The organism is Streptomyces sp. NPDC005017 (assembly GCF_042873115.1).
Classification (GTDB): Bacteria; Actinomycetota; Actinomycetes; order Streptomycetales; family Streptomycetaceae; genus Streptomyces.
This window is the reverse complement of the sequence record NZ_JBIALD010000013.1, coordinates 169,041-195,154: the sequence shown is the minus strand read 5'-3', so window position 1 is coordinate 195,154 and position 26,114 is coordinate 169,041. Positions and strand designations below refer to the sequence as shown.

Sequence of the window (26,114 nt, the reverse complement as noted above, 5' to 3'; positions counted from 1 at the left end):
GACCATGCGCCGGGCCGGGCTCCGCAACCGGAGCAGGAGCCGAAGCAACCGCACGCTGGGAACCGAACTGTGAACGACCACCTCGACGAACAGAGCTCCGAGGGGCTCGGGTCGGACGAGCTGGCCCTGCGCCGGATGCTGCACGACGCCGTGCAGGACGTCGAACCGCGCGACGGCACGCTCGACCATCTGCGCCGGGCCGTCCCCGCGCGCCGGGCCCGCAAGCGCCAGGCCGCCGTCGGCATGGCCGCCGCCGCGCTGTTCCTCGGCACCGCCGTGCCCGCCCTGGTGCATGTCACCGGGGTCGCCGGCCCCGACGCCAACCCCTCCATCGCCGGGCACGGCTCGGCGGCCCAGGGCGGGGCGGGCGAGGGCGAGAGCCAGGGCGGCGGCGACGCCGCCGGGGGCGGCACCGGCGGACGCACCGACGGCAGCCCCGACGGCGACACCGCCTCGGACGAGCAGGAGCAGGGCGCCACCACCGGCCCCGACTCGGGCAGCAGCGCCGACCCGACCGCCAGCGCCCAGGCGGACGCGCCCGCGTGCACCGCGGACCAGCTCTCCGCCAGCGGCCAGGCCGGCGCCCCCGACTCCACGGGCGCGGTCTACGGCGGCTTCCGCGTCACCAACGTCTCCGACGGCAGCTGCCAGGTCGGCGGCGCAGGCACGGTGACCCCCGTCGCGCAGGGCGCCACCGACCCCACCCGTGTCTCCCTCGCGAACCACGCCGCCGGGGACGCGGCGGTCGGCCTGCCCGACCCCTCCCTGGAGGTCGGCCGGCTCGTCCTGCTGCCCGGCGCGGCCTACGAGGTGAGGTTCGCCTGGGTGCCCTCCGAGGCCTGCTCCACCGACACCGGCAGCGGCGGCGGCAGCGGCGGCGGCACGGGGACCGGCAGCGGCGGCGGCACCGGGGGCGGTGACACCGGCGGAGCGACGCCGACGCCCACCCCGACCGACAGCACCGGCAGCACCACCGAGGGGACCACCACCACCGGGGAGCCGGGCGTGTCCACGCAGCTCCTCACCGAGGACGGGGGCACCGCGGGCAGCGTCGGGGTGTCCTACACCGCCGAGGCCGGGGGGCCGAGCGTGTCCACGACCGTGCCCGACGCCTGCGCGGGGACGGTCTACCGGACGGGCATGCTGTCGGGGTCGTAGGGCCTTACACCCGGACCGGCGGACGGTGCCGGGGCCGGGGGCGGGGCCAGGGCCTCTCTGACGGATCTCCGTGGGAGCAGGAGCGGGGTTCGGTGCGTGCGATCGGTGTGCGGTGCGGAGGGTCGTGTGGCGGAGCCGGCTGTCCCTTCGCGCCGTGCGGCTGGGGGTACCCCCGACGCCCTTGAGGCAGTGGGGGAGTGCGGTGCCGGGCGTCGCGACGCCGCGGGATCCGTCAGAAGGACCCTAGGCCCGGACGTCCTGCGCCGGGGCGTCGTCCGCCGTGGCCGGGGTGCCGGCGGCGGTCGTCGGCCGCGGGTCCTCGGGCAGCAGCCCCAGCTCCGCGTCCCGCGCCGTCTCCGCCTCGCGGCGCAGCAGCCGGAACCACATGAAGACCACGAAGCCGGCGAAGACGAACCACTCGGCGGTGTAGCCGAGGTTCTGGAACGCCTTGGCGTCCAGTCCGGTCTGCGCCGCCGCCCTCGGGGGGACCGCCGTCATGCCGGAGTCGCCCCGGTTGAGGGTGACGAACGCGTCCTCGACGCCGTACGGCACCAGGTTGACCAGCGAGGCCGAGCTGATCGCGGCGGTCTGGCCGGACGGCAGGCCGCCCCGGTCGCTCACGCCGTTGTCGCCGGGTGTCTCCGAGGCCTGGAGCGCGCCGGTGACGGTGATCTCGCCGGACGGCGGGGCCGGGGCCTTCGCCGGGTCGGGCGTCCCGGGCAGCCAGCCGCGCACCACGGGCAGGGCCTTGCCGCCCTCGTCGGGGCGCAGCAGCGTCAGCACGTAGTAGCCGCTCCGGCCGTCCAGGTCGCGGTCCGGGACCAGCAGCTGGTCGGCGTAGCGGCCGGTGGCGGTGGCCTGGTCGCCGGAGGTCGCCTTGTCCACGGGGAGCAGTTCGGCCAGCGGCCGGGCCCGCTGCCGCCGGTCCTCCTGCGCCCGCTCGCCGGCGCTGCGGTGGTTGTCCAGCCGTTCCTCGAACCGGCCCAGCTGCCAGGAGCCCATGAACACGCAGAACGGGATGGCGAGCAGCACGAAGACGTTGATCCCCCACCAGCGGGGCGTCAGCAGGAACCGGTACACGCCGTCCACGGTACGGGGCCCGGGCGGCGCCGCCGGTCGCGGGGTCCGGACACTTCGAGCCCTTCCTCGCGGTCCTGATCACCCAGGTGGTGTGGAGGGGTGCTGATCTCGGGTTTGATAGGGGCCATGAGCAGCGACGCAGAAGCCATGCCCGACTGGGAGAAGCGGTTCCGCGCACCGCGCGTCTCCCTGCCCGACTGGGCCGAGGACGCCCCCCACCGCTCCCTGTTCGTCTCGAACGCGACGGGGACGTACGAGCTGTACGCCTGGGACCGGTCGACCGGCGGTCAGCGCCAGGTCACCGACCGGCCCAACGGCACCACGGACGGTGTGCTCACCCCGGACGGCGCCTGGGTCTGGTGGTTCGACGACAAGGACGGCGACGAGTTCGGCGTCTGGCGGCGGCAGCCCTTCGAGGGCGGGCCCGACGAGATCGCCGTACCGGGTCTCGAGGCCTCCTATCCGGCCGGTCTGGCGCTCGGGCGGGACGGCGCGACCGCGGTGGTCGGGCGGTCCACGGACGAGGACGGCACGACCGTCCACCTCGCGCGGGCGGGCGAGGCCCCCGTGGAGATCTACCGGCACCGTGAGTCCGCCGGGGTCGGCGACCTCTCCCACGACGGCTCGCTGCTCGCCCTCGAGCACACCGAGCACGGCGACGCCATGCACTCGGCGCTGCGGGTGATGCGGCTGGACGGTACGACCGTCGCCGAGCTGGACGACACCAAGGGCGGCACCGTCGAACTGGGCCTGGAGGTGCTGGGCTTCGCCCCCGTCGAGGGGGACACCCGGCTGCTCGTCGGGCATCAGCGGCGGGGCCGCTGGGAGCCGCTGGTGTGGGACGTGGTCTCGGGCGAGGAGACCGACCTCGCGCTGGAGCTGCCCGGCGACGTGAGCGCCGAGTGGTACCCGGACGGCAGCGGGCTGCTCATCGCGCACGGATTCGAGGCGCGCAGCGAGCTGCTGCGCTACGACCTGGCGAGCCGGGCGCTGGAGCGGGTGGACACCCCGCCCGGCACGGTGTCGGGGGCCACCGCGCGGCCGGACGGCAGCGTGGAGTACCTGTGGTCCTCGGCGGCGGAGCCCTCCGCCGTGCGGTCGACGTCCGGCGGGGTCGTCCTGGACCCGCCGGGTCTCAGGTCGCCCGGCTCCGTCGCGGTGGAGGACGTGTGGGTGGAGGGGCCCGGCGGCCGTATCCACGCGCTGGTCCAGAAGCCGGCCGGGGCGACCGGTCCGCTGCCGACCGTGTTCGACATCCACGGCGGGCCGACCTGGCACGACAGCGACTCCTTCGCGGCGGGGCCGGCGGCCTGGGTGGACCACGGCTACGCCGTCGTACGCGTCAACTACCGGGGTTCCACGGGGTACGGGCGGGCCTGGACGGACGCGCTGAAGCACCGGGTGGGGCTGATCGAGCTGGAGGACATCGCGGCGGTGCGGGAGTGGGCGGTCGCGTCCGGTCTCGCCGACCCGGCGCGGCTGATCCTCACGGGCGGGTCCTGGGGCGGGTACCTCACGCTCCTCGGCCTCGGCACGCAGCCCGACGCGTGGGCCCTCGGCATCGCGGTCGTGCCCGTCGCGGACTACGTCACGGCGTACCACGACGAGATGGAGGCGCTGAAGGCGATGGACCGGACGCTGCTGGGCGGTACGCCCGAGGAGGTGCCGGAGCGGTTCGAGGCGTCCTCGCCTCTGACGTACGTCGACCAGGTCAAGGCCCCGGTGTACATCTCGGCCGGGGTGAACGATCCGCGCTGCCCGATCCGGCAGATCGACAACTACGTCAAGCGGCTGGAGGCGCGGGGGGCGGTGCACGAGGTGTACCGCTACGACGCCGGGCACGGGTCACTGGTCGTGGACGAGCGCATCAAGCAGTTCCGGCTCGAGCTGGCCTTCGCGGCGGCGCACCTGTCCTGACGCCGGCCCGCCCCCCCACGGCGGTCGGTGCCGCTTTCGGGGGCGGCGGGTCTGCGTCGCTGGCTGCGGGTCCGCTTGTGGTTGGTCACGCTCGCGCGGCGGAGCCGCACATCGATACAGCTCCGCGCCCCTTTTGGGGCGGGCTGGGCTGTGTGGTTCGGGTGCGGTCCGCCTGTGGCTGGGCGCGCTCGCGCGGTGGGGGGTGCGGGGCCGGGGCGGGGGGTGTCCGTCCTCGGTCCGCCGAACCAGTTACTCACGGGGGTTCTGGTGTTCGACGGCGGCCGCTGCGGGCGGACACCCCCCGCCCCGTCCCCTCCCCGCCGTACGCGGCTTCCCGTCGCCCGTCGCCCGTCGCCCGTCGCCGCGGGCATGCGTGCCGCCAGGGGCGGCACGGGTGGGCGCTGGGGGTCCCCCCTCTGGGGGAGGCACCTCGTCACGCCGAGTTGCGCACCGCCCCGCCCCTCAGCCACCGCCGGGCGGTACGTCGCTGACGCCGAGCTGCGCACCGCCCCTGCCCCAGCCCCCACCGGGCGGCACGGGTGGGCGCTGGGGGTCCCCCTCCGGGGGAGGCGCCCTGTGAGCACCGGGTGCGACTGGACGCCCTGACCCCGGCCGTGGCGCCCGGCTCAGGGCACGCGGGGTTCGGTCTCGCGGCTGCGGCGGCCCAGGAGTTCTGCCAGGCCGCGCCGGGTGGCGGCGAGGACGACTCGGTCGCGGGAGCCGAGGACGTACTCGTCGGGGAGGTCCCACACCAGCCCGGCCCCGGGCGAGTCCTCCGTCCCCGCCCCCGTGTCGAGCGCCAGCACCCGCCACGCCCCGGCCCGGAACACCTCCCCCACCGTCCGCCCCTCCAGCCGCGGATGCCCGGCCACCTCCAGCGCGGCGAACAGCAGCACCCGCCGCTCGACGGGAATCGCCCCGAGGATCTGCCGCCCGAACATCGCCCCGGCGAACGAGGGCGCGGCGAGATGCGTGACGCTCCGGCTGCGGGTCAGCGCCTGCGGATGCGCGGCCCGCAGGGTCCGGTACACGGCCGTGGCGAAGTCGTCGTCGTACAGCCGCAGCACCGTCCGCAGATCGGGCCGCAGCGAACGGGCGTACAGCGCGGCCTCCAGATTCGTGGTGTCGACGCTGGTCAGCGCGAGCAGGGCGTGCGCCCGGTGCACCTTGGCCGCCTCCAGCACCCCTTCCTGCGTGACGTCCCCGAGCACCACCGGCACCCGCAGCCGCCGCGCCACCGCGAGCCCCCGCGCCTCGGGATCGGCCTCGACGCAGACCACGGGGATGCCGAGCTCACGCAGCCGGATCAGCACCCGCGCCCCGATCTTGCCGAGCCCGAGCAGCACCACGTGCCCGCCGAGCCCGCGCGGCGGCCTGCGCAGCCCCGAGGTGCTGCGGAACGCGCCGAGCGCCTCCAGGACGGCCGCGAACAGCACAGGCAGGAGCAGCAGCCCCAGGAGGCCGGTCAGGAGCTGGAGGATCTGGCGGCCCGTCGGCTGGTTCAGCGCGGGCTCGTTGATGGCGAACAGGTCCAGCAGCGTCACGTACGTCGCGTGCAGCGGATGGTCGCCGGTGAGGACGCTCAGCGCGACCGCGAGGGCCAGCACACAGCCCACCACCCCGGCGAGGGACCAGCGCAGCCTGCGGGAGAAGAGCGAGGCGAAGGACCGTACGCCGGTCAGCCCGGAGGCCGTGCCGGAGGCGCCGGAGTAGGACACCTGCTCCAGGACGACCGTGCCGCGGCCGGTGGCGTCGCGGACCGCCGCCGCGTCGGGCAGCAGCCGCGGCCCCTGCTCGCCGCTGCCCTCCGAACCGTCCGCCCCGGCGGGGTCGTTGCTGGTCGCGGAGAGCAGCGCGAGGGTGGCGAGGCCCGGGTCGGCGACCTCCCCGGGGCCGGGCGGCGGCCGTTCGACGGCCCGCAGCATCAGCCCCTCGGTCTGGACGACCTTGCTGGTGCCGGCCAGGGCCGTGGCGGCCAGCGCGGGGGCGGCCGTGTCGGCGTCGGAGAGGACGACGGTGGAGGGAGCGCCGGAGTCGGTCGAGCCGTCGGAGGCGACGCCGGTCGCCAACGCGGCCGCCTGGTCGAGGAGTTCCTCGATGTGCTGGCCCAGCCGGCGGTTGTAGAGCCGCAGCACGAGCCGCAGCCGCGGGTTCAGCCGGCGTGCGGTGAGGGCCGCGCGGATGTTGGTCTCGTCGTCGTCGTACACGAGCGCGAGGGCGGCCGCGCGGTCCACGCCCGCCTCGGCGAGCACCGCCTCGGTCGGCTCACCGGCCTCCACCACCCGCTCGGCGGAGCCGCTGTCGCCGTTGCCCCGGGCCGCGTTGACCATGCGGTCCAGCAGGGCGGCGGAGGCCGCGCGGGCCCGGCCGACGACCGGCTGGCGCACCCGGCGCCCGGCCGGCGGCACGACGAGCGTGACCTGCTCGCCGTAGACGACACGCAGTTCGGCGGCCAGCCGGTGGGCGAGTCCGTCGTCGCCGCACACCACCATCTGTCCGCTCGCGCCCACCGGCGCGCTCTGGTTCGGAACGGTCCCCACGAAAGGACAGACTGCCTTACGCGCAGGGGTGGTTGCAGCGGACACCGAACGTCCCGCAACGGGCCCGTGGGGGCGCGTGGGCCTGAGCGGAGGATCTTCCGGACGTGGGTTCGAGTCTTCGTCGCGGCGTGTGATCCCGGGCGTGGGCGCGCGACCCGGCGTGCGTGTCGGGCGTTGGGTCTGGCATGGGGCGCCGGGCGCGAGGCCGGTTCGCGTCCGGCGGTGTCCGGCAACGGTGTGCAGTAACGGTTCTTCGCCCCGCTGTCGCGGCACCGCGAGCGCGCCCGGTACGGCAACGGGAGTGACGAACAGTGTGGAAATGCGCCGACGGCCCCGACGGCCCGCCCGCCTGCGACGCCCGCCCCGGTGATCTGGTCGGCCGGGACGGGGAGACGGCCCGGCTGCGCGAACTCCTGGCCGCCCACCGGCTGGTGACCGTCACCGGTCCGGCCGGGGTCGGCAAGAGCGCCCTCGCCAGGGCGGTCCGCGCCGCCCTGTCCGGCGGGCCCGGGTGCCGGACCGTCCGGGTGCGCCCGCCCGGTGGCGCGACCGCGCCCGCCGGGGCCCTCGCGGCGGAACTGGTGCGGTCCCTGCGGACGCACCTCGCCCCCGACGGCGTACGGGTCCCGGGCACCGGTGCCGTACGGGCGCCCACGCCCGCCGACGTGGCCCGTGCCCTACGGGCCGCCGCCCGCGGGGGACGGACGCTGATCCTCCTCGACGACGTCGACCCCGTCCACACCGAGTGCGCCGGGCTGGTCCAGCGGCTGCTGATGGACGTGCCCGAGGCGCGCGTCCTGGTCACCTCGCGGGCCGCGCTCGGGCTGGGCGAGGAGCGGGTACTGCGGCTGGCCCCGCTGCGCACCGACGCCAGGGACAGCGAGGACGGCCGCTCCCCGGCGGTGCGGCTGTTCCTGGAACGGGCGCGCGGCGGGGGCCCGTTCGACCTGTCCGCCGTGCGCGAGGTCTGCCGGCTGCTGGAGGGCGTACCGCTGGCGATCGAGCTGGCGGCCGGGCAGACCGGGCGGCACTCCGTGGCGGAACTCGCCCGGCTGCTGCGGCGCCACCAGTGCTGGCTGTCCGGCGGCCGGCCCGGCGCCCCGCGCCGCCACCGCTCCCTGCGCTCGGCGATCGGCTCGGCGTACGCGCTGCACGAGCGGCCGGTACGGGTGGTGTGGGCCAGGGCCGCCGTCTTCTCGGGCTCGTTCACCGAGGCCGCGGCCGTGTTCCTGTGCGCGGGCGGGGGCGTGGCGCCGCACCAGGTGCCCGGCGCCCTGGCGCGGCTCGCGGCGATCGGCGTCCTGCGGACCGAGGGCGACCCGGGCGCGGTGCACGGCCCGCGCTACCGGATGGCCGCGGCGGCCCGCGACTTCGGCCGGGAACGGCTGCGCGCGGCGGGCGAGTTCCCGGTCGCCGTGGAACGCCTCGTCACCCACGCCCGGCGGGTCGCCGAGGTCGCCGAGAACCTGTGGGGCGCGGGCTCCCAGCGGCAGGCCGTACGGCTGCTCGCCGAGGAGCAGGACGACCTGATGGCCGTGGCGCGGCTCGCGCTGGAGCGGCCCGAGCACATCCCGGCGGCCCTGGAGGCGGTCGTGGCGCTGTGGTTCTGGTGGGTGGTCTACGACCATGCCGAGGCGGGCCGTGACCTGTTGCTCACCCTGCTCGGGCGGTGCGAGGAGGACAGCCCGCCGGCCGTGCGCGCCCGGTGGCTTGCGGCCTGGCTCACCGCCCCCGGCGACCCGCACGCGGCCCGTGCCCTGCTGGGCCGCGCCTGGCCGGCCGCGGTCATGGCCGGGGACGACGCGGCGCTCGGCCGGATCGCCCATGTGCAGGGCATGCTCGCGCTGCGCGACGGGGACGCGGTGGCCGCCGCCGCGCACTTCCGGGAGGCGGCCGACACCGTTCCGCCGCACGCCCCCGGCGGGCCCTCGGCCGCCGTCAGCCTCGCCGCGCTCGCGGTCGCCGAGGCCGCGTTCGACCCCGCCGCCGCCCGGCGCAGCGCCCGCCGTGCGCTGTCCCACCCGGACGTGCGCGAGGACACCTGGGCCTGTCTGCTCGCCCGCTACGCCCGCGCCTTCGTCGACCACCGCCACGGCCGGCGCGGCCGGGCCTGGCACCGGGCCCGGCGGGCGCTGGCCGCGCTCGACACGGACCTGCCCGCCCCGCTGCCCGCCCCGCACGGCCGCGCCGCGCTGCACGGACTGATCGCCGACATCGAGTCCGGCGCGGCGGTCCGGGACCGCGTGCCCTTCGTCCCCACACCGCGTCCGGCCCGTGGATGGGCAATTGCGAAAATTGGCAATTGATTACATGCTGAGGGAGCTGCGCCCGTCCGTTCCGGTAGCCACGGGCGCGCACGCGTCGCGGTGGCCGCTGAAGGCCGCCGCGACTGCTGTGAGGGTGCGGTACGGCCGGGCGACGGAGGGAAGTTCACCTACATGACGATCGAGTGGCGTTACACCGTCGAACAGGATCTCGGCATACTCTCCGTCGCCGGATACCTGGGCCCGGAGGCCGTACGGCGCTTCACGGGCGCCGTCGGCTGGGTGGTCGCCCGGGGCTCCGGCCCGGTCATCCTGGACCTCGGGGACCTGCGCAACTGGTCGGCCGAGGGGCAGGTCGCCATCACGGACGCCGCGCGCAGGCTCGCCGAGGCGGGCCGCCGCCTGGAGCTGGCCGCGATCCCCGCCGACGGTTCCCTGGTCCCGGCCGGTGAGGGCCCGGACATCCCCGTCCACTGCGACCTGGCCTCCGCGCTCGCGGTGCACGTGCGCGCGGGCGGGCCGGACGAGGGCACCGGGCCGCAGCAGGAGTGGCGTACGGACGGCTGGAAGGTCGAGTGACGGATGTGACACACGGGGGAGGGCGGCGCGAGCGCGCCGCCGAGGGGGGCACGGCTCGATGAGCACACCGCTGTACCAACTGAAGGCCGAGTTCTTCAAGACGCTCGGCCATCCGGCCCGCATCCGCGTCCTGGAGCTGCTCAGCGAGCGCGAGCACGCGGTCGCCGAGCTGCTGCCACGCGTCGGCATCGAGCCCGCCCATCTGTCCCAGCAGCTCGCCGTGCTGCGCCGGGCGAACCTGGTGGTCACCCGCAAGGAGGGCTCGAACGTCCACTACTCGCTGACCGACCCGCAGGTGGCCGAGCTGCTGACGGTGGCCCGCACGATCCTCTCCGGGGTCCTCGCCGGACAGGCCGAGCTCCTCGCGGACCTGCGCGCGACCAGGACGGACGCCGGTCCGGTGGGATGATGGGAGAGGTGATCCTCCCGGCGGAAGGCGGACCATCATGGGACAGGCACGCGAGCTCATGGACCGGCTCACCGAGGCGGTCACCTCCTCACCGGACCTGAAGATCGTCGCGGACCTCTACGCCGAGGACGCCGTGGCGCTGACCCCCGACGGCGAGCTGCACGGCCGTGAGGCCATCGTCGAGTGGTGGCGCCAGATGACGGAGTCCGTCCCCGACGCGGCCTTCGAGGCGGTCCACTCCTACGAGATCGGCGACACGGCCGTCGACGAGGGCGTCTACACCGGCACCAACACCGGCCCCCTGCAACTCCCTTCGGGCGAGACCCTCCCCGCCACCGGCAGACACGTCCGCCTGCGCGGAGTCGACCTGGCGACGGTCCGCGACGACCACATCGTCAGCTACCGGGTGTACTACGACCAGATGGCCTTCCTGGAGCAGCTGGGCCTGCTGCCGGAGGCCTAGGGCCCTGACCCTGCCGGAGGTTTACGGCCCTGACCGGGGGCTCGGGACCCTGGGGCCTTCTAGCGGGACCTTTCCCGGGGGCTCGGGGCCATGACGGGGCTTTTCCCGGGGGCTTGGGCTCGGGGCCCGGGCGCCGGAGCGGGGCCACCGCGCTGAGCGGGCCGCAGGCCGGGGCCGACGCCCGTCCGGGGCGGGATGCCGACCGGGGTCCGCGACCGGGACGCCGGTCCGTGGCGGGACGCCCGGAGGGCCCGCGCGGCCGGGGCGGTGACCGGGACGGCGGTCCGTGGGCGGGTTGCCTGTGGGGTGTGCGGGGCCGGTACTCGACCGCTGCGGTGGATCTGGACGGCGCGGGAGTGAGCGGCCGTTCGGGAAGCGGTCCGAGAGGGATGCCGGCCGGGTCCGCGACCGGGACACCGGGCCGGGGCGGGACGCCTGCGGGCTTCCCGCGCTCGCTTCCCCGCGACGCGGTGTATCGGGGTGGCCCGGAACGGGACATCGGCCGGGCTGGACCCCCGCCGTGGCGGGAGGTCCGCGCGATCCGCGCGTCCGAACCCGTCGGCTGCCGAGGAGCGGGCGGCCGGCTGGGACGTCGGCCCCGAACGGGCGTCGGACGAGGGGCGGGAGGTCCGCAGGTGTGCGCGTCCGGCACCAGCCCCGGCTCCCCCGCCGTGGACCCGGGCGGCCCGGGAGCGGGGCGTTCGACGGGGCCGTGTGCCGTACACCCGGCGCCGTGGATGCGGGCGGCGTCGGAGTGGGCGGCGTACCGTCGTGGTGTGGAGTTCACCGCGGACACGCTGGTGTCCCGAGCCGCACAGGAGCTCGTCCCGCGGGCGGACGGGCTGATCCAGGACGTGGTGCGGCACCTGCGGCGCGAGGTCCCCGAACTGTGGGAGGACCCCGAGCTCGCCCGGATGACCGCGCAGTCCGTCGCCGACCACGTGATCGGCGGCCTGCGCGGACTGGAGAACGGCGTCGGGCCGGACGAGATCGAACTGCCGCCCGCCGACATCGACCGCGCCATCCGCCTGACCCGGCTCGGCAAGCCGGTCAACACGCTCCTGCGGGCCCTGCGCCTGGGCAACTTCCTGCTCGTCGACCGGGTCATCGAGGAGATGCCCCGGCTGACCGCCGACGCCGGCCTGGTCGCCGCGGCCGCCCGCAGACTGATCGCGCTCGGCACCGAGTACGTGGACCTCTCCTCGGAACGGGGCGTCCTGCTGTACAAGGAGGAGGCCGACCGCAGGGCGCAGTGGCGGCTGTCGACGGTCAACGAGGCGGGCCGCCGCATCGGCACCACCCTGGACATCGTCCGCACCACGCAGGAGCTGGCCGAACTGGCCACCGAGCGGTTCGCCGACCGGGCCACCGTCGACCTGCTGGAAGCCGCCCTGCGCGGCGAGGACGCCCCGGCCGAGGGCACACCCGTACTGCGCCGCACCGCCCGGAGCCCGGCGGCGGACGGCACACCGGGAGCGGCCGTGTCCGCGGAGGAGCCGCACACCCACCCGCCCGGCTCCCCGCCGGACCTCGCGCTGGCCACCGGGCAGCCGTCGCGCCACCAGGCCGACCCCTCCGGCCCGGCCGAGGACGCCCACTCCTGGCTCGTCGTACCGCTGCGCGCCCGCGGCACCACGCTGGGCGTCGCCCAGTTCTTCCGCGACCGGATCCCGGACCCCTTCGACGACGAGGATCTCCTGCTCGCCCAGGAGATCGCCGCCCGCGCCGCCCTCGCCGTGGACAACGCCCGCCGCTACACGCACGCCCGCGCCACCGCCCTCGCCCTCCAGCGCAGCCTGCTCCCGCGGAGCACCCCCGAGCACTCCGCCGTGGAGATCGCCTGCCGTTATCTGCCCGCCGGCGCGGGGGTCGGGGTCGGCGGCGACTGGTACGACGTCATCCCGCTGTCCGGGGCCCGGGTCGCCCTGGTGGTGGGCGACGTGGTCGGCCACGGCGTCCAGGCCGCCGCCACCATGGGCCGGCTGCGCACGGCGGTCCGTACGCTCGCCGACATCGACCTGCCGCCGGACGAGCTGCTCACCCGTCTGGACGACGTCGTGCTGCGGCTGTCCACCGACCTGACCGGCGACGACCCGGACAGCGACGCGGACGGCGGGGTGGGCGCCACCTGCCTCTACGCCGTCTACGACCCCGTCTCCGGCCGCTGCACCCTCGCCCGCGCGGGCCATGTGCTGCCGACCCTGGCCAACCGGGACGGCGCCGTGCACGTCCTCGACCTGCCGCCCGGCCCGCCCCTCGGCCTCGGCGGCCTGCCCTTCGAGACCGCCGAGATCGACCTGCCCGAGGGCAGCCTCCTCGCCCTCTACACCGACGGCCTGGTGGAGTCCCGCGACCAGGACGTCGAGAAGGGCCTGGCCCGGCTGCACGAGGCACTCGCCCGCCCCGCCGACTCCCTGGAGGCCGTCTGCGACACGGTCGTCCGGGCCCTGCTGCCCGACCGCCCGGACGACGACGCCGCCCTCCTGCTGGCGCGCCCCCGGCCGATGGACGCCCTCCAGGTCGCCACCTGGGACCTGGAGGCCGCGCCCGAGGCGGTCTCCCGGGCCCGGGCCGACGTCTCCCGGCAGCTGCGCACCTGGGGCCTGGAGGAACTCGACTTCACCGCCGAGCTGGTCGTCAGCGAACTGGTCACCAACGCCATCCGCTACGGCCGGCCACCCATCCGCCTCCGTCTCATCCACGACCGCACCCTGCTGTGCGAGGTGTCAGACGACAGCAACACCACGCCGCATCTGCGCCGCGCACGCGTCTTCGACGAGGGCGGCCGCGGCCTCCTCCTCGTCGCCCAGCTCGCCGACCACTGGGGCACCCGCCACGCCCGCCACGGCAAGACCGTCTGGGCGGAACTCACCCTGACGGGCGGCCTCTCGGCACTGACCTTCGACTGAGGCTGACCAGGGCCCGCTGACGGATCTCCGTGGGAGAGGGAGCGGCGTTCGGCGCGTGCGATCGGTGTGCGGTGCGGAGGGTCGTGTGGCGGAGCCACCTGTCCCTTCGCGCCGTGCGGCTGGGGGTACCTCCCACACCCTCAAGGCAGTGGGGGAGGGCGTGCCGGGCGTCGCGACGCCGCGGAGATCCGTCAGAAGGGCCCCAAGGGCTCCGGTGTCGGCCGGGCGCCCCCGGCATGCGCCCGAGCCCACGCCCGGCGCAGGATTTGTCCACGGGACGAGGACCGGTCCCGAAGGGGGACCACCGACCGGTGGTGGAGGCGCAACCGTGGCCGAGACGTGAACTCCCCGCACACCCCCGACGTGGCAGCGGCGCGTCCTGGCGCCCCTCGCCCTCGCGCAGTTCATCTGCAGCTTCGCCGGCTCCAACATGAACGTGATGATCAACGACATCAGCGAGGACCTGGACACCACCGTCCAGGGCGTCCAGGTCGCCATCACGGTCTTCCTGCTGGTGATGGCCGCGCTGATGATCCCCGGCGGAAAACTGACCGACCGCTACGGCCGCAAGCGCTGCCTCCTGGCGGGCCTCGTCGTCTACGGCGTCGGCGCCCTGCTGAGCGCGGCGGCCCCCGGCCTCGGGGTGCTGATCCTCGGCAACTCCCTGCTGGAAGGCATCGGCACCGCCCTGCTCATCCCGCCCGTCTACATCCTCACCACGCTGCTGTTCACCGACCTCACCTCACGGGCCCGCGCCTTCGGGACGATCATGGCGCTGGGCGGCATCGGCGCGGCCGCCGGTCCGCTGATCGGCGGGCTGATCACCACCACGCTCGGCTGGCGGGCCGCGTTCGTGTTCCAGGCCCTGGTCGTCGCGCTGATCGTCTTCCTGAGCCGGCACGTCGAGGACCCCCTGCCGCCCGATCCGGCGCGGCCCTTCGACACCACCGGCGCGGTCCTGTCCGCCGTGGGGCTCGTCCTGCTGGTGACGGGCATCCTGGCCGCCGACGACAACGTGTGGCTGATGCCCGGGCTGCTCGTCGCGGGCGCCCTGGTGCTGCTGTGGTTCTTCCGGTCGGTGCGGGCCAAGGAGCGCGCGGGGGAGGAACCGCTGCTGTCCACCCGCCTGTTCCACGACCGCACCTCCAACCTCGGCCTCGTGACCCAGAACGTCCAGTGGCTCCTGCTGATGGGCACCTCGTTCACCGTCGCGGCCTATCTCCAGGTCGTGTCCCGGAGCGTGTCCAACCTCGGCTCGTCCCTGGGCACGGCGGTCGCCGGCACCATCCTGGTCTCCGGGCTCACCTCCGGCGCGTACGCGGCCGCGATGACCGTGCTCGCCGCCGTGGGCCTCGTCGGCCTCGCCGCGGCGGTGAAGCTGCCGCGTACGTCCCGCTGAAGCCGCCGCGTACATCCCGCTGAAGCCGTCTCGCGCGCCCCACGGAAGCCGCCTCGCACGCCCGCTGACTCACGCTGATAAACAGGTTTAAATCACCGCACAATTGGGCCGGTTGGGCAATTCGATCGTGATCTTCGCCACTTTGCGGCGCTTCCCTGCGACACCCCAAGACAGTTGCACGCTGAAATGACTTGAGCCACTGCGGAGTCGGGTGTGGCTCAAGTGACCTATGTGGCCGACAGCGGCCGTCTTTGGGGTGGATTTCGTCGTGAATCGACGTAAGAGGCATGCCTACACGCCGTTGAGCCTGAAACGGCGGGCATGGTTGACGCTCGGTGCGGTGGTCCTGGGCGGAGGGGGTGTGGTCGGCTACGCGGTGGCCAGCCCCTCCTCCGGACCCGAGGAGACCGGCCAGGACAAGCGGCCGGTGAAGATCTACGAACTGGCCCTGAAGGGGACCGAGGGCAAGCGGGAGCTGCCGCGCACCGAGACCGAGCAGTTCTCCCTCGTCGGCGTCACCTGGACGGGGGTCACCAAGGAGCTCGACGGCAGGGCGCAGGTGCGCACCCGCGGCCTGGAGACCGGCGAGTGGAGCCCGTGGCGCGACCTCGGGCTGGACCTCGCCCCGCCGGAGGAGCCGCAGGCCGACATGCGCGGCGGGTCCGAGCCGCTGTGGGTCGGCCCGTCCGACGGCGTCGAGGTCCAGGTCCTCCACGAGGACGGCACCACGGGAGCGCTCCCCAAGGGTCTCGAGGTCAGCCTCGTCGACCCCGGCGTGGTGACCACCGCGGAGACGAAGGTGAGCGCGCCTGAGCCCGCCGCGTTCGCCGCGGAGGTGACCCCCTCCACGACGCCCTCCGCGACCCCGTCCACCACCGCCACGCCGACGGACACGGCCACCGCCACACCGACGGCTACCGCTACCGCCACGCCGACGACGCCGGCCCCGCTGCCGTCCACCGCGCCCAGGCCGCCCATCCTCACCCGGGCGGACTGGGGCGCGGACGAGAAGCTCAGCCCCGACCCGTCGGAGTACAACCCGGACGTCAAGGCCGTGTTCGTGCACCACACGGCGGGCGCCGCGTACGACTGCTCCGAGTCGACGTCGATCATCCGCGGCGTCTACGCGTACCACACCACGTCCGTCGCCAACGGCGGCAGGGGCTGGAACGACATCGGCTACAACTTCCTGGTCGACAAGTGCGGCACGATCTTCGAGGGCCGCAAGGGCGGCGTCGACCTGCCCGTGCTCGGCGCGCACACCTACGGATTCAACCGGGAGTCCACGGGCATCTCCGTCCTCGGTGACTACACCACCGCCGGCGCCTCGGACGCGGCCCTGACCTCCGTCGCCCGCGTGGCGGCCTGGAAGCTCGGCCAGTACGGCGTCGACCCGGCCGGCACGGTGCAGCTCAACGCCGGTGCGACGCAGCCGAACTACGCGGGTACCAAGTTCACCGCGGGCACGAAGTACACCTTCAACCGGATCTCGGGCCACCGCGACGGCTACGCCACCGAGTGCCCGGGCAACTCCCTCTACGCCCAGCTGCCCGCCATCCGCACGCTGACGGCCGGCCCGGTGCAGAACCTGACGGTCGCCTCCCTCAGCGGCGCGACCGCGTCCGGGTCGACGTACTACACCAAGGGCACGGTCACCGTGCGCTGGTCGAGCACCACCCCGGCCTCGCTCATCAGGAACTTCCAGGTCCTGGTCGACGGCCAGACCGTCGCCACCACCTCGGGCGCCGGCACCGCCAAGGCCGTCACCCTCGGCGCGGGCGGCCACACCGTCGCGGTGCGGGCCGTGCACGTGTCCGGCAAGGAGACGACCACCACCGCGCTGAACGTCGTCACCGACACGACCGCGCCGACGTTCACCACCACCCCGCAGCTCTCCCTGCGCACCGGCACGGTCAACACCACCGCCGTTCCCGTCACCCTCGGCTGGAAGGCCGTCGACGACAAGGCGCTGCGCGAGGTCAAGCTGGTGACCCCCGCGGCCGCCGCCTTCAGCGCCGCCGCGACCTCCTCCGGCCGCACCTCCAACTCCGGTACGGCGAGCACCTGGTCCATGCAGGCCAACGACTACGCGGGCAACTCCCGTACGGCGTCCGCCGTCTACACCCCGGTCATCCTCCAGGAGACCTCCGCGGTGAAGTCCGGTACCTGGACCGCCCGTTCGTCCACCAGCTACCTCGGCGGCAAGTCGTACTCCAGCGGCACGAAGAACGCCAGCCTCAGCTGGACCTTCACCGGCCGCTCCGCCTCCTGGGTGGTCTCCCGCGCGAGCGGCTCCGGCCAGGTCTACGTCTACGTCGACGGCGTCAAGGTCAGCACCGTCGACCTGAAGTCCACGTCCACCCTGTACCGCCAGGCGATCTGGACCAAGACCTGGACGGCCAGCGCCCAGCACACGGTCAAGATCGTGGTCGTCGGCACGACGGGCCGCCCCACGATCACCACGGACGGCCTCGTCTACATCAAGTGACGCGTCCCGTCCGCTGATCCACCCCCGACGCCCCCGCGAGCAGGCCCCGGCCCGCCCGCGGGGGCGTCCCGTCGTCCGGCCCGGTTACGGTGTGCCGGTCTTGTTGAACCCCCTGTCCAGATAGGGGTACTGGTCCGGGACATGCCCGTCGGCGGCGACCAGACGGGCGATGCCGCCCTCGTCGCGCCAGACCTGCTGGGAGGAGGCGAAGGAGAACCCGCCGAACTCCGGGTGGATCTCGTCGGTGTAGACGCGGTAGCGCTGGCCGGGCTGGATGACCGTTCCCGCGGGGAACGGGAAGGAGTACCCGGTGGTCTTGCACTCCACGAGCCAGCCGGTCAGGTCCTGTGGCGCGCCGCCCTGGTTGAGGATCTCGACGTACTCGTCGCGCTGGCCCGGTCCGGTGCCGAGGTAGCGCAGATCGGAGATGATCACGTCCGGTTCGTCGAGCGTGAACATGCAGACGACCTCGGCGAAGTTGATCCCGCCCTCGGGGCTGCGGAACCGCCGGACGATCTGACCGCCCCGCTTGAACCCGCTCAGGACCGCCCGGTACTGCTTGCCGTCGATCACGACGGACTGCGGGTGGACGAAGGTCTGCAGGTCGACGAGGTCGTCGTCCGCGGGACTGCTGCCGGTCGAGTTGGGTGTCTCGTCGTGGGAGAAGCTGAAGCCGAGGTCGGTGGTGCTGCCGTCCTCGAACATGACGCTGATCGTGAGGTGTACGTCGAACCGGCTCGGGCTGACGGTCGTGGGCACGTTTCGGTGCACGAAGGTGCCGACGACGAACTCGGTCCCGTCGAGCTGGACGTCCGTCGCCGTACCGCGGAACTGGTACCCGCTCTGGGAGCCGCTGCTGCCCCACCGGACGTCGGCGGTGCCGAGCCCGGCGACCGGGGAGATGGCCGGAGCGGTGGAGGGGAAGACGCCTGAGGTGACGACTGTGGTCATGGTGTCTGGTTCCTCTTCCCTCAGTCCTCGTCCTCGACGACCTCGGCCCTGAGCTTCGCCGGGGGCGCCGTCCCGATCTGGGCGACACCGTCGGTGAAGCGGCCGAGCGCGGCACCGTCGACGGCCTCGATGCCGCAGGTGTAGACGATGCAGTCCTTGTCGTCGGCGGTCGTGTTCAGATGCACGTGGTACGTGAACGTCAGCGTGCGGCCGTCCGCGCTCACCTTGGCGAGGACGGGAGGCAGACTGCCGCCCGTCGTCTGGTCCATCCGCTTGTACTGGGCGCCCACGACGCCGTTCCAGCGGAACCCGGTGGGCGCGGTGAAGACGTGGTCGCGCTCGCCCGCGTCGACCGTCTCGCTCCAGTTCGGTGTGCGGACGCAGACGTTGACGGTCGCGCCGAGGCCCCCGGGGGCGTCCTCGACCCCGCCCTCCTGCCACACCACTAGGTCCAGCTTCTGCGCGCGGCCCTGCTCGTAGCCCCAGTCGTAGCCGTTCGCGTACTGGTCCTGCTCACCGCGTCTGCCGTCGCGCGGCGGGTCGGCGTGCGGGCGGCCGGCGAGGGCGTCGGCGCGCCCCGCGTCCTCTCCTCGTCTGTAGGCTTCCTTCTTGGACTGCACGTCGGTGGTCAACTCGGGCCTCCTGAGGCTGCGGTCGAAGGGTGCGGGGGAGGGGACGCCCTGGTCCGGGCCGTCCCGGCACCCGACGGGCGGGCACGCCCGGCACGGCGTACCGCGCGGTTCACGCACGGTCCACGCACGCGGGAGTCCATGGGGAGCGGGCCGGGGAGGGCGGGACGCGAAGCGCCGCCTGCGCTCACGGGTGGGATGTGCGCGCAGGCACGACGGCACGCACCGGGCCGTCATCGGTCCATCGTTAGCCCCGGGTCACGGGCGATATGCGGCCCTTCCGCCGTTTGCGAATGCCGGATCGATTCTGCGCCACTTGTTCGAGTGGAGTCGAAGCGCGTCAGCGCACGGCGACGTGGAGCGCGGCCGGCCCGCGCTCCCGTCGTCCGCCCCCGGCGCTCTCCCCGGACCTTCCAGCCGCTCCTCGCCGGTGCTCCTCCCGGTGCTCCCTCGTGCGGGTGGGGTGCCCGGTGCGCTGCTCCCCCGGAGGCGGATCCGGCCGGTATGCAGGGGAGTTGTCCATGACGGCTCGGAAGGAGACCCCAGATGCCGGAGACGAGGCCGCGGAGGCGGAGGGTGCGGGACACCATCGAGGCGCGAGCGCGCCGGTGCCGGGTGGTGACGAGGTGACGGGGGACGTGGGCTTGGCGGGCGGCGGGGCCGAGGCGGCGGACACCGGCATGGGGGGTGAGGGGAGCGTCGTGGGCGGCGGGACCGCCGGTTTCTCCGGGGACGGGGGGCCCGCGGCGCTCGGGCGGCTGGCCTTTCCCGCCGACGTGGCGGTGGGGGCCGGGGCGGTCCTCGTCGCCGACCACGCCAACCACCGCGTCCGCGGTATCGACGGCTCCGGCACCCTGACCACGGTCGCCGGGGACGGGCTGCGCGGCTGCGCCGGGGACGGCGGCGACGCGGCACGGGCCCGGCTGGGCTTCCCGTCGGCCCTGGCGGTCGGCCCGGACGGGGCCGTGTTCGTCGCCGACGAGATGAACCACCGGGTCCGCCGGATCGACCCCTCGGGCGTCATCGGCACCGTGGCGGGAGACGGCACCCGGGGCGGCGAGGGGGACGGCGGCCCCGCCGCCCGCGCCCGGCTGGACGCCCCGTGCGCCCTGGCCGTGGACGGTGAGGGGACGCTGTACATCGGTGAAGGCGGCAGTCCGCGGGTGCGCAGGGTCGGCGGCGACGGTGTGATCACCACGGTCGTCGCGGCGTCCACGGCCTCCGGTGCGGCCGGAGGCGCCGTCGCGGCCGACCCCGGCGGGGCGTTCGTACCCGCGGGGCTGGCGGTCGACGCGGACGGGCGGCTGTACATCGCCGATCCCTCCGGGCGCCGGGTGCTGCTGCTCGGCACGGACGGGTCGCTGCGGGTCCTGGCGGGACCTCCGGGCGGGGGCGCCGGTGCGACGGTGGTCGACTGGAGCGCCCCCTGCGCGGTGGCGGTCGATGCCCGGGGGGCCGTCCATGTGGCCGACATGAACGGCCACCAGGTGTGGCGGCTGGCCGACGGAGCGGCCCAGGTCCTGGCCGGCCCCTCGCTCGCCTATCCCTGCGGTCTCGCCGTGGACCCGGCCGGGCGGCTGCTGGTGGCGGACAACTTCCACCACCGGGTCGTGGCCCTGCCGCTCCCCGCCGCTGCCTCCGGGCAGACCGAACCGGAACCGGAGCGGCAGGAACGGCCGGAGCCAGAGCCGGAGCCCGACCCCGAGCGGACCCCCGAACCGGAGCCCGACCCCGAGCGGACCCCCGAACCGGAGCCCGACCCCGAGCGGACCCCCGAGCGGACCCCCGAACCGGAGCCCGACCCCGAGCGGACCCCCGAGCGGACCCCCGAACCGGAGCCGACGCCAGAGCCGGAGCCCGACCCGGAGCGGACCCCCGGCCCCACCCCTCCCGCCCGGCTCCTGGTCCGCCAGGAGGTCGGTGTGGAACTCCCGCGCGGAGGAGGCGAGTTGCTCCACGTACGGGTCTCGTCCGCCGACCCCTGGGTCCCGGGACGGGTGGAGCACCGCTTCACCGCCCCGAAGGGCTGCGTCTTCGACGGCCGGGCGACCTGTGCCTACTACCGCGTGGACCGCACGGTGATCCCCGGCGGACAGCCGTCGGCCACCGTGCGTGACGACGGCAGGACGCTGATCGTCGAGGACGAACCGCGCCTGAACACACCGGACCACCCGGCGGCGGCCCTCGTCTACACGCTCGGCATCCGCGCCCTGGCCGACGCCGAACCGGGCCGCCACACCGACGGACGGGCGATCGTCGCAGGTCAGGAGCCCGTACCCCTGAAGGCGAGCGTTCTCGGCGACGACGAGGAGTAGCGCGGGAGCGTGCGGGCGAACCGGTCGGCCGACCCCCTGGGAGTCGCCTGCGGCGGACATCGCCGTAGGCGACTCTTTGCGATTTCAAACCTTGAATACGGAAGTAATCGTTTCTCTGCTCCCAGGTCACTCGAGTGATGCTCACGGACTGTGACAGAAGTGGATCACTGCCTTAGCGTTCGGAACGTGTCCACGCCGACCCTTCAGAGGTTCGGGCCCCCGGGCCCTTTCCCCCGTGCCCCGCTCACCCATCCGCTCGACCGCAAATGGCTGCACTACGCGTTCCTGTCCCGGTGCGGCCGGCAGGCGCTCATCGCCAACCTGTCCGTCCTCGGGTCCTCCACCGGAACGGTCCACGCGGACCCGGGCGCCCCGGCCGCCGGACGACGCAGCGGCACCGGCACGGCGGCCGAGGGGCAGCACATGGCGATCCTGCTCCTCTACGGGGAGGAACACGGCTGGAGTTGCACCCAGTTCAACGCCGACCAGCCCGAACTGCCTTGGTCAGCGTTCCGGTTACCGCACCCGCACGGCGAGCCCGGCGCGTTCCGCGTCGCCGCCCGGTCGGGGGCCCCGGCGGCCGACGTGACGCTGACCCGGACCAGCAGGCCCTGCACCTCGCAGTGCGCCCCGTTCGGCGAGGACGAGCATCTGCGCTGGCAGTCGGAGCCCGGTGTGCTGGGCACCGGCACCCTGCGGCACGGCGACGGCACGGCCACCGAGACGGACCTGCTCGGCTACCACGAACGGGTGCGCGGCCGCTGGTCCTGGCCCACCCTCGGCGGCTGGGTGTTCGGCTTCGTCAACGACCCGTCCGGCCCCGCGGGCACCGCCCCTCCCTCGGCGGTCGTCTTCACCCTGCTCCAGCCCCTGCGCCCGGCGGACGCGGCCAACGGCTCGGTGATGCTGTGGCGCGACGGGCGCATGATCCGGCACTTCCCGCGCCGCAACCTCCGGGTCGCGGTCAGCGGCAGCCTGGACCGCGACCGGGTGGCGACGGTGCCACCGCTGGCGGACGTGCTGGGCACCCCGCCGATGGCCGAGGTGCCCGGCCGGCTGCTGATCACGGCCCGGCTGGGCGAGGACCGCCTCGTCCTCGACTTCCGCTCGCGCACGGCGGGCCGTATCGCCAACCCGTCCGAGACGAGTCTGCACCCGTTCAGCGTGCACGAGACCCTCGGACCGTGCACCGTCGAGGGCCGCATCGGCGGGCGGGACGTCGGCTTCCGGACCGAGGGCATCGTGGAGTTCGCCGGCGGCGCCCATGACTGACACCGTGCCCGCCGCTTTTACGGGTGCGCGGCTGCTCGACGAGACCGTCGCAGCCCTGTCCGACCGCGCGCCGGCCGTGCTGGCCGCCGCCGCCGACCAGTTGCGGGGCATCCGGCTCGGCCTGCGCTTCGACGACGACAGCCATGCCACCCTCACCGCCCTGCACAGTCGTATCGTCGTCCGCCAGGACCGCTGCCCCGACCCCGACGTCGAAGTGGTCTTCGACAACCGGGCGATGAACCTGCTGTTCGACCTCCAGCACCGGCCCGTCGACCAGGTCCTGCCCGACAGCCTCGACGTCCGCGGCTCCCAGGAGGACACCCTCGCCGTGTGGCGGGCGTTCACCCTGCTGTCGCGGCGCGCGGCCGGGCTGCGCAGCATGCAGGAGCTCTGGGGGGCGTACCGGGAACAGGCACCCCGGTTGTGGGGCGGCGCCGTACCCGCGGCCCGGGAGCCGTACGCCGACCCGGTCGACTGGACGGCGGCGGACTATCTCGCCCGGCGCTCCCCGGACGACGCGCCCGCCCGCCCCGCGCTGATCGGCGACACCACCGTCAGGGCGCCCCGCGTGCTGTGGGACGGCCGCACCAGCACGAGCTGGTCGCTGGAGGACGTCGTCCGCGACGCGGACCTGATGGAGACGATGCGGCGGTGCCGGGCCCGCACCAACGAGGAGATCGAACGGCTGCTGCCGGACCGCGAGCCGCGCGCCGAGCTGTACGACCTGATGCGCTCCTATCCCGCCCGGCAGGGCAAGGGGCTGCGGCCCACCCTGACCATCGCGGCCTGCGCCGCCTTCGGCGGACGCCCCGAGGACGCCGTACGGGCCGCCGCCGCACTGGAGCTGTTCCACAACGGCTTCCTCGTGCACGACGACATCGCCGACGAGTCGACCCACCGGCGCGGCCTGCCGACCATGCACGAGGAACACGGCCTGGGCCTGGCGGTCAACGTCGGCGACGGGCTGAACCTGCTCGCCGTCGACGCCGTCCTGTCCAACCTGGAGACGCTGGGCCTGGCCCGCACCCTGGGGCTCATCCACGAGGCGATCCACATGTGCCGGGAGTCCGTCGAGGGCCAGGCGCTGGAACTGGGCTGGATCCGGCACGAGGTCGTCCCCGAGGCCGACGAGGCCTACTTCACGATGAGCACCAAGAAGACCGGCTGGTACACCTGCATGAGCCCGTGCCGGATCGGCGCCGTGTGCGCGGGTGTCACCGACCCCGCCGTGCTGGGGCGCTTCGACGAGGCGTTCCGGCTGATCGGCATCGCCTTCCAGATCCAGGACGACATCCTCAACCTGGTCGGCGAGGAGGCGCTCTACGGCAAGGAACCCCTCGGCGACCTGCTCGAGGGCAAGCGGACGGTGATGCTCATCCACCTCTTCCGCACCGCGTACGGCCATGAGCGCCCCCGCCTCCTCGACGTGCTGCGCAGACGCCGGACGGACAAGACGCAGCAGCACGCCGAGGAACTGCTCGCCGCCATGCGACGGCACGGCTCCATCGAATACGCCACCGATCTCGCCGACCGGCTCGCCGCCGAAGGCATCGCCCGTTTCGAGGACGACCTCCGGATCATCCCCGAGAACGAGGGCAAGGCCGTCCTGCGCCAGATCGCCCACTACGTCACCTCAAGGCCACTGTGACCACCACCGAGACCCCGCCCCCGCCGGCCGGCACGACCGACGCCGGCCCCCTGACCCCGACCGACCACCGTGCCCTGGCCTTCATCGGCCAGGTCAACGGCACTCTGCGCGCCTGTCTGTGCACACTCGCCCGGCACGGCGTCGCCCTGCGCCGCGGCGAGCCCGAACGCGCCCGCGTCCTGCTCGACACGGTCCGGCCCTGGCCCCTCTACAAGGGCGGTCAGTTCCTCTTCGACCTCATGGAGTGGGAGGACCTCATGGTCGACGGGGACCTGCCGCCGGTGATGCCCGCCGAGCGGATCGTCGCCGCCTGCGCCCTGCCCGTCCAGTGGCTCGCCGCCGCCACGGCCGACGCCCCCGCCGCGGCGAGGCTGGTCCCAGGGCAGCGCACCGCCGCGGCCCTCGACCTGCCGCTGCGCCTGCTGGCCACCACCGCGCGCACCGCCTTCCTGGGCGCCGCGCAGGACCTCACCGACCTGCTCGGCACACCGGAGGCGGGTTCCGTCCCCGGACCGCCCCCCGCCCCGGAAACGGAGTCGGCGGCGCCCGCCGCCGAGCCCGAACTCCCTGCGCTGGAAGCCGGGTTCTACCTCTACGAGGACATCGTCCTCGGCTCCCTCACCGTGCTCGGCCCGCTCCTGGCCGAGCACGCACCGGCCGACAGCCCCTGATCCGGGCGCCGTGCACCGACGCCCGCTCCGACAGCCCCTGATCCGGGCGCCGTGCACCGACGCCCGCTCCGACGGCCCGGGAACCGGCCCGTCCCCAAGCCCGCCACCACCGGCGGATCCGCCCACGCGGAAAGCATCCACCCCCAGAAGGGAAAACCATGGCCACACAGGCCCAGGCCCCCGTTCAGCCGGGATCCGAGAACAAGCTGTACATCCTCCAGCAGGGCATCGTCGAGGACGCCCCCGGCGGCGTCCCGGCCCACCTCAGCTTCGGCATCCTCAGCACCGTCCCCGACCCGGTGAACCCCGGCGACGTCACCTTCAGCCTGAAGGCGCCGACGGGCTTCGTCTTCACCAGCTGGCTCTCCTGGGCGTACCACGACGTCAACACGCTCCAGGCGAAGGGCAACCTCCAGACCACCCAGGGCACCCTCACCGACGGGGGCCGCGCGCTGACCTTCACCCACAACCCGTACCTGTCCACCAACCAGGAGGCACTCGGCTACGCGGCCCAGGTGACCGCCGTCGACGGCGCGACGCCCGGCCGCTACACCGACGGCCAGCTCAAGGTGGGCGCAGCCGAACCGATCAAGCTGAAGGGCCGCGTCCTCGACGCCGCCGAGGACTGATCCGGCAAGGCCGTCAGGGCCTGATCCGTTCGCCGGATCAGGCCCTGACGGGTACCGAACAGGTGCGGCCTACCAGGTGAAGGCCGCCGACTGGTTGCCGGTGGCGGTGCAGTAGGAGGAGAAGGTGCCGCCGCCGTTGGTCACGGTGAACTTCAGGGACCAGTTGCTCGCGCTCGGGGCGCCGGTGAGGGCGACGGAGTCCGTGGTGTCACCGGCGGCCAGCGAACCGGCGGTGAGCGGGAGCGGACCGAAGGAGATCGGGTCGCCGGTGGTTGCGGCCGGGTGCACGGCCCCGGAGAACTCCACCTCGCCGGCCGCGCCACCGGAGGTCTTGTTCAGCTTCAGCGTGGTGGTCACGGAGTCGGCGCCGAGCGGGAACTGCGTGAGGATCTCCGTCGAGTCGATCCGGACGGTCTTGGTGCCGTCGTCGTCCGCGGTGAGCGTGACGGTTCCGCTGCCCGCGGCCCCGCAGTCGTACGTGGCCGTGGCCGACGCCGGGGCGACAGCGTTCGCCGCGCCGGCCAGGGCCAGGGACGCCGCGAGCGCACCCGAGGTGGCGACGGCGGTCAGGGCGAGTCGGCGCGTGGCGATGCCGTGCATGAGGTGCTCCTTGTGAAGAGGGTGTCGTTCCTGACGGAACGTCTCTGTCCGCGAGTACCGGGCCCGGCGTCTCAAGATCCAGTAAAGGCCGCGCACCTCTTGCGCCGGTTGATCATCTCTGGAGTTCCGGCAGGCCGAAGGGTGTACGCCGCACCCCGGCCCCCACCTCCGGCCCAACGCCAGAGGGCCCTCA

The 26,114-nt window shown here is 74.3% G+C and carries 19 protein-coding genes; 14 read left to right on the top strand and 5 right to left on the bottom strand.

All coding sequences use genetic code 11. From position 1 onward, the window contains the following. Positions 1-69: 69 nt before the first annotated feature. The gene (locus tag ACFYR0_RS21555; protein WP_389330223.1) at positions 70-1,158 is read left to right on the top strand and encodes a hypothetical protein; all 1,089 of its coding nucleotides are present in this window, start codon (positions 70-72) and stop codon (positions 1,156-1,158) included. 243 nt (positions 1,159-1,401) lie between these two features. Here the strand turns inward: ACFYR0_RS21555 and ACFYR0_RS21550 are convergent, their stop codons facing one another. Then, positions 1,402-2,238 (bottom strand): SURF1 family protein, encoded by an 837-nt coding sequence (locus tag ACFYR0_RS21550; protein WP_389330220.1) that lies wholly within the window; start codon positions 2,236-2,238, stop codon positions 1,402-1,404. A gap of 126 nt (positions 2,239-2,364) precedes the next feature. Here ACFYR0_RS21550 and ACFYR0_RS21545 point away from each other — a divergent pair, with 126 nt between their 5' ends. Continuing rightward, complete coding sequence (locus ACFYR0_RS21545; protein ID WP_389330217.1) at positions 2,365-4,155, top strand: prolyl oligopeptidase family serine peptidase; 1,791 nt, start codon at positions 2,365-2,367, stop codon at positions 4,153-4,155. A gap of 626 nt (positions 4,156-4,781) precedes the next feature. On the opposite strand, the gene ACFYR0_RS21540 is transcribed toward ACFYR0_RS21545, so the two are convergent. Beyond that, positions 4,782-6,647, bottom strand: coding sequence for an NAD-binding protein (locus tag ACFYR0_RS21540; protein WP_389330375.1), 1,866 nt, complete (start codon positions 6,645-6,647; stop codon positions 4,782-4,784). Between the two features lie 359 nt (positions 6,648-7,006). On the opposite strand from ACFYR0_RS21540, the gene ACFYR0_RS21535 reads away from it, so the two are divergent. From ACFYR0_RS21535 to ACFYR0_RS21505, 7 genes are all read left to right on the top strand, one after another. Continuing rightward, positions 7,007-9,001: an ATP-binding protein gene (locus tag ACFYR0_RS21535; protein WP_389330214.1), complete on the top strand. Its 1,995-nt coding sequence runs from the start codon at positions 7,007-7,009 to the stop codon at positions 8,999-9,001. Positions 9,002-9,133: 132 nt separating this feature from the next. Next, a complete protein-coding gene (locus ACFYR0_RS21530; RefSeq protein ID WP_386386395.1) occupies positions 9,134-9,538 on the top strand; it encodes an anti-sigma factor antagonist in 405 nt (134 codons plus the stop codon). A 58-nt stretch (positions 9,539-9,596) separates the two neighbouring features. Beyond that, positions 9,597-9,947: an ArsR/SmtB family transcription factor gene (locus tag ACFYR0_RS21525; protein WP_389330211.1), complete on the top strand. Its 351-nt coding sequence runs from the start codon at positions 9,597-9,599 to the stop codon at positions 9,945-9,947. Between the two features lie 37 nt (positions 9,948-9,984). Beyond that, positions 9,985-10,410 carry an ester cyclase gene (locus ACFYR0_RS21520; protein ID WP_389330208.1) on the top strand — a complete coding sequence of 142 codons (426 nt, stop codon included), beginning with the start codon at positions 9,985-9,987 and terminating at the stop codon, positions 10,408-10,410. Positions 10,411-11,186: 776 nt separating this feature from the next. Beyond that, positions 11,187-13,319, top strand: a complete 2,133-nt coding sequence (locus ACFYR0_RS21515) for a SpoIIE family protein phosphatase (RefSeq protein WP_389330205.1) — start codon at positions 11,187-11,189, stop codon at positions 13,317-13,319. A 430-nt stretch (positions 13,320-13,749) separates the two neighbouring features. After that, positions 13,750-14,718, top strand: a complete 969-nt coding sequence (locus ACFYR0_RS21510; RefSeq protein ID WP_389330202.1) for an MFS transporter — start codon at positions 13,750-13,752, stop codon at positions 14,716-14,718. A 307-nt stretch (positions 14,719-15,025) separates the two neighbouring features. Continuing rightward, positions 15,026-17,206 (top strand): peptidoglycan recognition protein, encoded by a 2,181-nt coding sequence (locus ACFYR0_RS21505; RefSeq protein WP_389330372.1) that lies wholly within the window; start codon positions 15,026-15,028, stop codon positions 17,204-17,206. Between the two features lie 84 nt (positions 17,207-17,290). On the opposite strand, the gene ACFYR0_RS21500 is transcribed toward ACFYR0_RS21505, so the two are convergent. Both ACFYR0_RS21500 and ACFYR0_RS21495 read right to left on the bottom strand, forming a co-directional pair. Continuing rightward, positions 17,291-18,157, bottom strand: a complete 867-nt coding sequence (locus tag ACFYR0_RS21500) for a choice-of-anchor K domain-containing protein (RefSeq protein WP_389330199.1) — start codon at positions 18,155-18,157, stop codon at positions 17,291-17,293. A gap of 20 nt (positions 18,158-18,177) precedes the next feature. Beyond that, positions 18,178-18,789 (bottom strand): hypothetical protein, encoded by a 612-nt coding sequence (locus ACFYR0_RS21495; RefSeq protein ID WP_389330196.1) that lies wholly within the window; start codon positions 18,787-18,789, stop codon positions 18,178-18,180. Between the two features lie 518 nt (positions 18,790-19,307). Between ACFYR0_RS21495 and ACFYR0_RS21490 the strand changes: the two genes are divergently transcribed. The 5 genes from ACFYR0_RS21490 to ACFYR0_RS21470 all read left to right on the top strand — a co-directional run bounded on the left by ACFYR0_RS21490 (position 19,308) and on the right by ACFYR0_RS21470 (position 25,321). Next, positions 19,308-21,101, top strand: a complete 1,794-nt coding sequence (locus ACFYR0_RS21490) for a serine/threonine protein kinase (RefSeq protein WP_389330193.1) — start codon at positions 19,308-19,310, stop codon at positions 21,099-21,101. Between the two features lie 186 nt (positions 21,102-21,287). Next, positions 21,288-22,373: a hypothetical protein gene (locus ACFYR0_RS21485; protein ID WP_389330190.1), complete on the top strand. Its 1,086-nt coding sequence runs from the start codon at positions 21,288-21,290 to the stop codon at positions 22,371-22,373. Further along, positions 22,366-24,021: a polyprenyl synthetase family protein gene (locus ACFYR0_RS21480; RefSeq protein ID WP_389330187.1), complete on the top strand. Its 1,656-nt coding sequence runs from the start codon at positions 22,366-22,368 to the stop codon at positions 24,019-24,021. The genes ACFYR0_RS21485 and ACFYR0_RS21480 overlap by 8 nt, the downstream gene beginning before the upstream one ends. Then, a complete protein-coding gene (locus tag ACFYR0_RS21475) occupies positions 24,018-24,692 on the top strand; it encodes a hypothetical protein (protein WP_389330184.1) in 675 nt (224 codons plus the stop codon). The genes ACFYR0_RS21480 and ACFYR0_RS21475 overlap by 4 nt, the downstream gene beginning before the upstream one ends. Positions 24,693-24,850: 158 nt before the next feature. Then, a complete protein-coding gene (locus ACFYR0_RS21470; RefSeq protein WP_389330181.1) occupies positions 24,851-25,321 on the top strand; it encodes a hypothetical protein in 471 nt (156 codons plus the stop codon). Between the two features lie 69 nt (positions 25,322-25,390). Here ACFYR0_RS21470 and ACFYR0_RS21465 read toward each other — a convergent pair whose 3' ends face one another. Further along, positions 25,391-25,921, bottom strand: coding sequence for a hypothetical protein (locus tag ACFYR0_RS21465; protein ID WP_389330178.1), 531 nt, complete (start codon positions 25,919-25,921; stop codon positions 25,391-25,393). Positions 25,922-26,114 lie beyond the last annotated feature (193 nt).

Excerpts from the sequence above, each read along its gene's own strand:
- ACFYR0_RS21465 (WP_389330178.1), bottom strand. The coding sequence starts at position 25,921 with ATGCACGGCATCGCCACGCGCCGACTCGCCCTGACCGCCGTCGCCACC.
- ACFYR0_RS21525 (WP_389330211.1), top strand. The coding sequence starts at position 9,597 with ATGAGCACACCGCTGTACCAACTGAAGGCCGAGTTCTTCAAGACGCTC.
- ACFYR0_RS21500 (WP_389330199.1), bottom strand. The coding sequence starts at position 18,157 with ATGACCACAGTCGTCACCTCAGGCGTCTTCCCCTCCACCGCTCCGGCC.
- ACFYR0_RS21480 (WP_389330187.1), top strand. The coding sequence starts at position 22,366 with ATGACTGACACCGTGCCCGCCGCTTTTACGGGTGCGCGGCTGCTCGAC.
- ACFYR0_RS21540 (WP_389330375.1), bottom strand. The coding sequence starts at position 6,647 with ATGGTGGTGTGCGGCGACGACGGACTCGCCCACCGGCTGGCCGCCGAA.
- ACFYR0_RS21510 (WP_389330202.1), top strand. The coding sequence starts at position 13,750 with ATGAACGTGATGATCAACGACATCAGCGAGGACCTGGACACCACCGTC.
- ACFYR0_RS21470 (WP_389330181.1), top strand. The coding sequence starts at position 24,851 with ATGGCCACACAGGCCCAGGCCCCCGTTCAGCCGGGATCCGAGAACAAG.
- ACFYR0_RS21490 (WP_389330193.1), top strand. The coding sequence starts at position 19,308 with ATGACGGCTCGGAAGGAGACCCCAGATGCCGGAGACGAGGCCGCGGAG.
- ACFYR0_RS21530 (WP_386386395.1), top strand. The coding sequence starts at position 9,134 with ATGACGATCGAGTGGCGTTACACCGTCGAACAGGATCTCGGCATACTC.
- ACFYR0_RS21545 (WP_389330217.1), top strand. The coding sequence starts at position 2,365 with ATGAGCAGCGACGCAGAAGCCATGCCCGACTGGGAGAAGCGGTTCCGC.
- ACFYR0_RS21520 (WP_389330208.1), top strand. The coding sequence starts at position 9,985 with ATGGGACAGGCACGCGAGCTCATGGACCGGCTCACCGAGGCGGTCACC.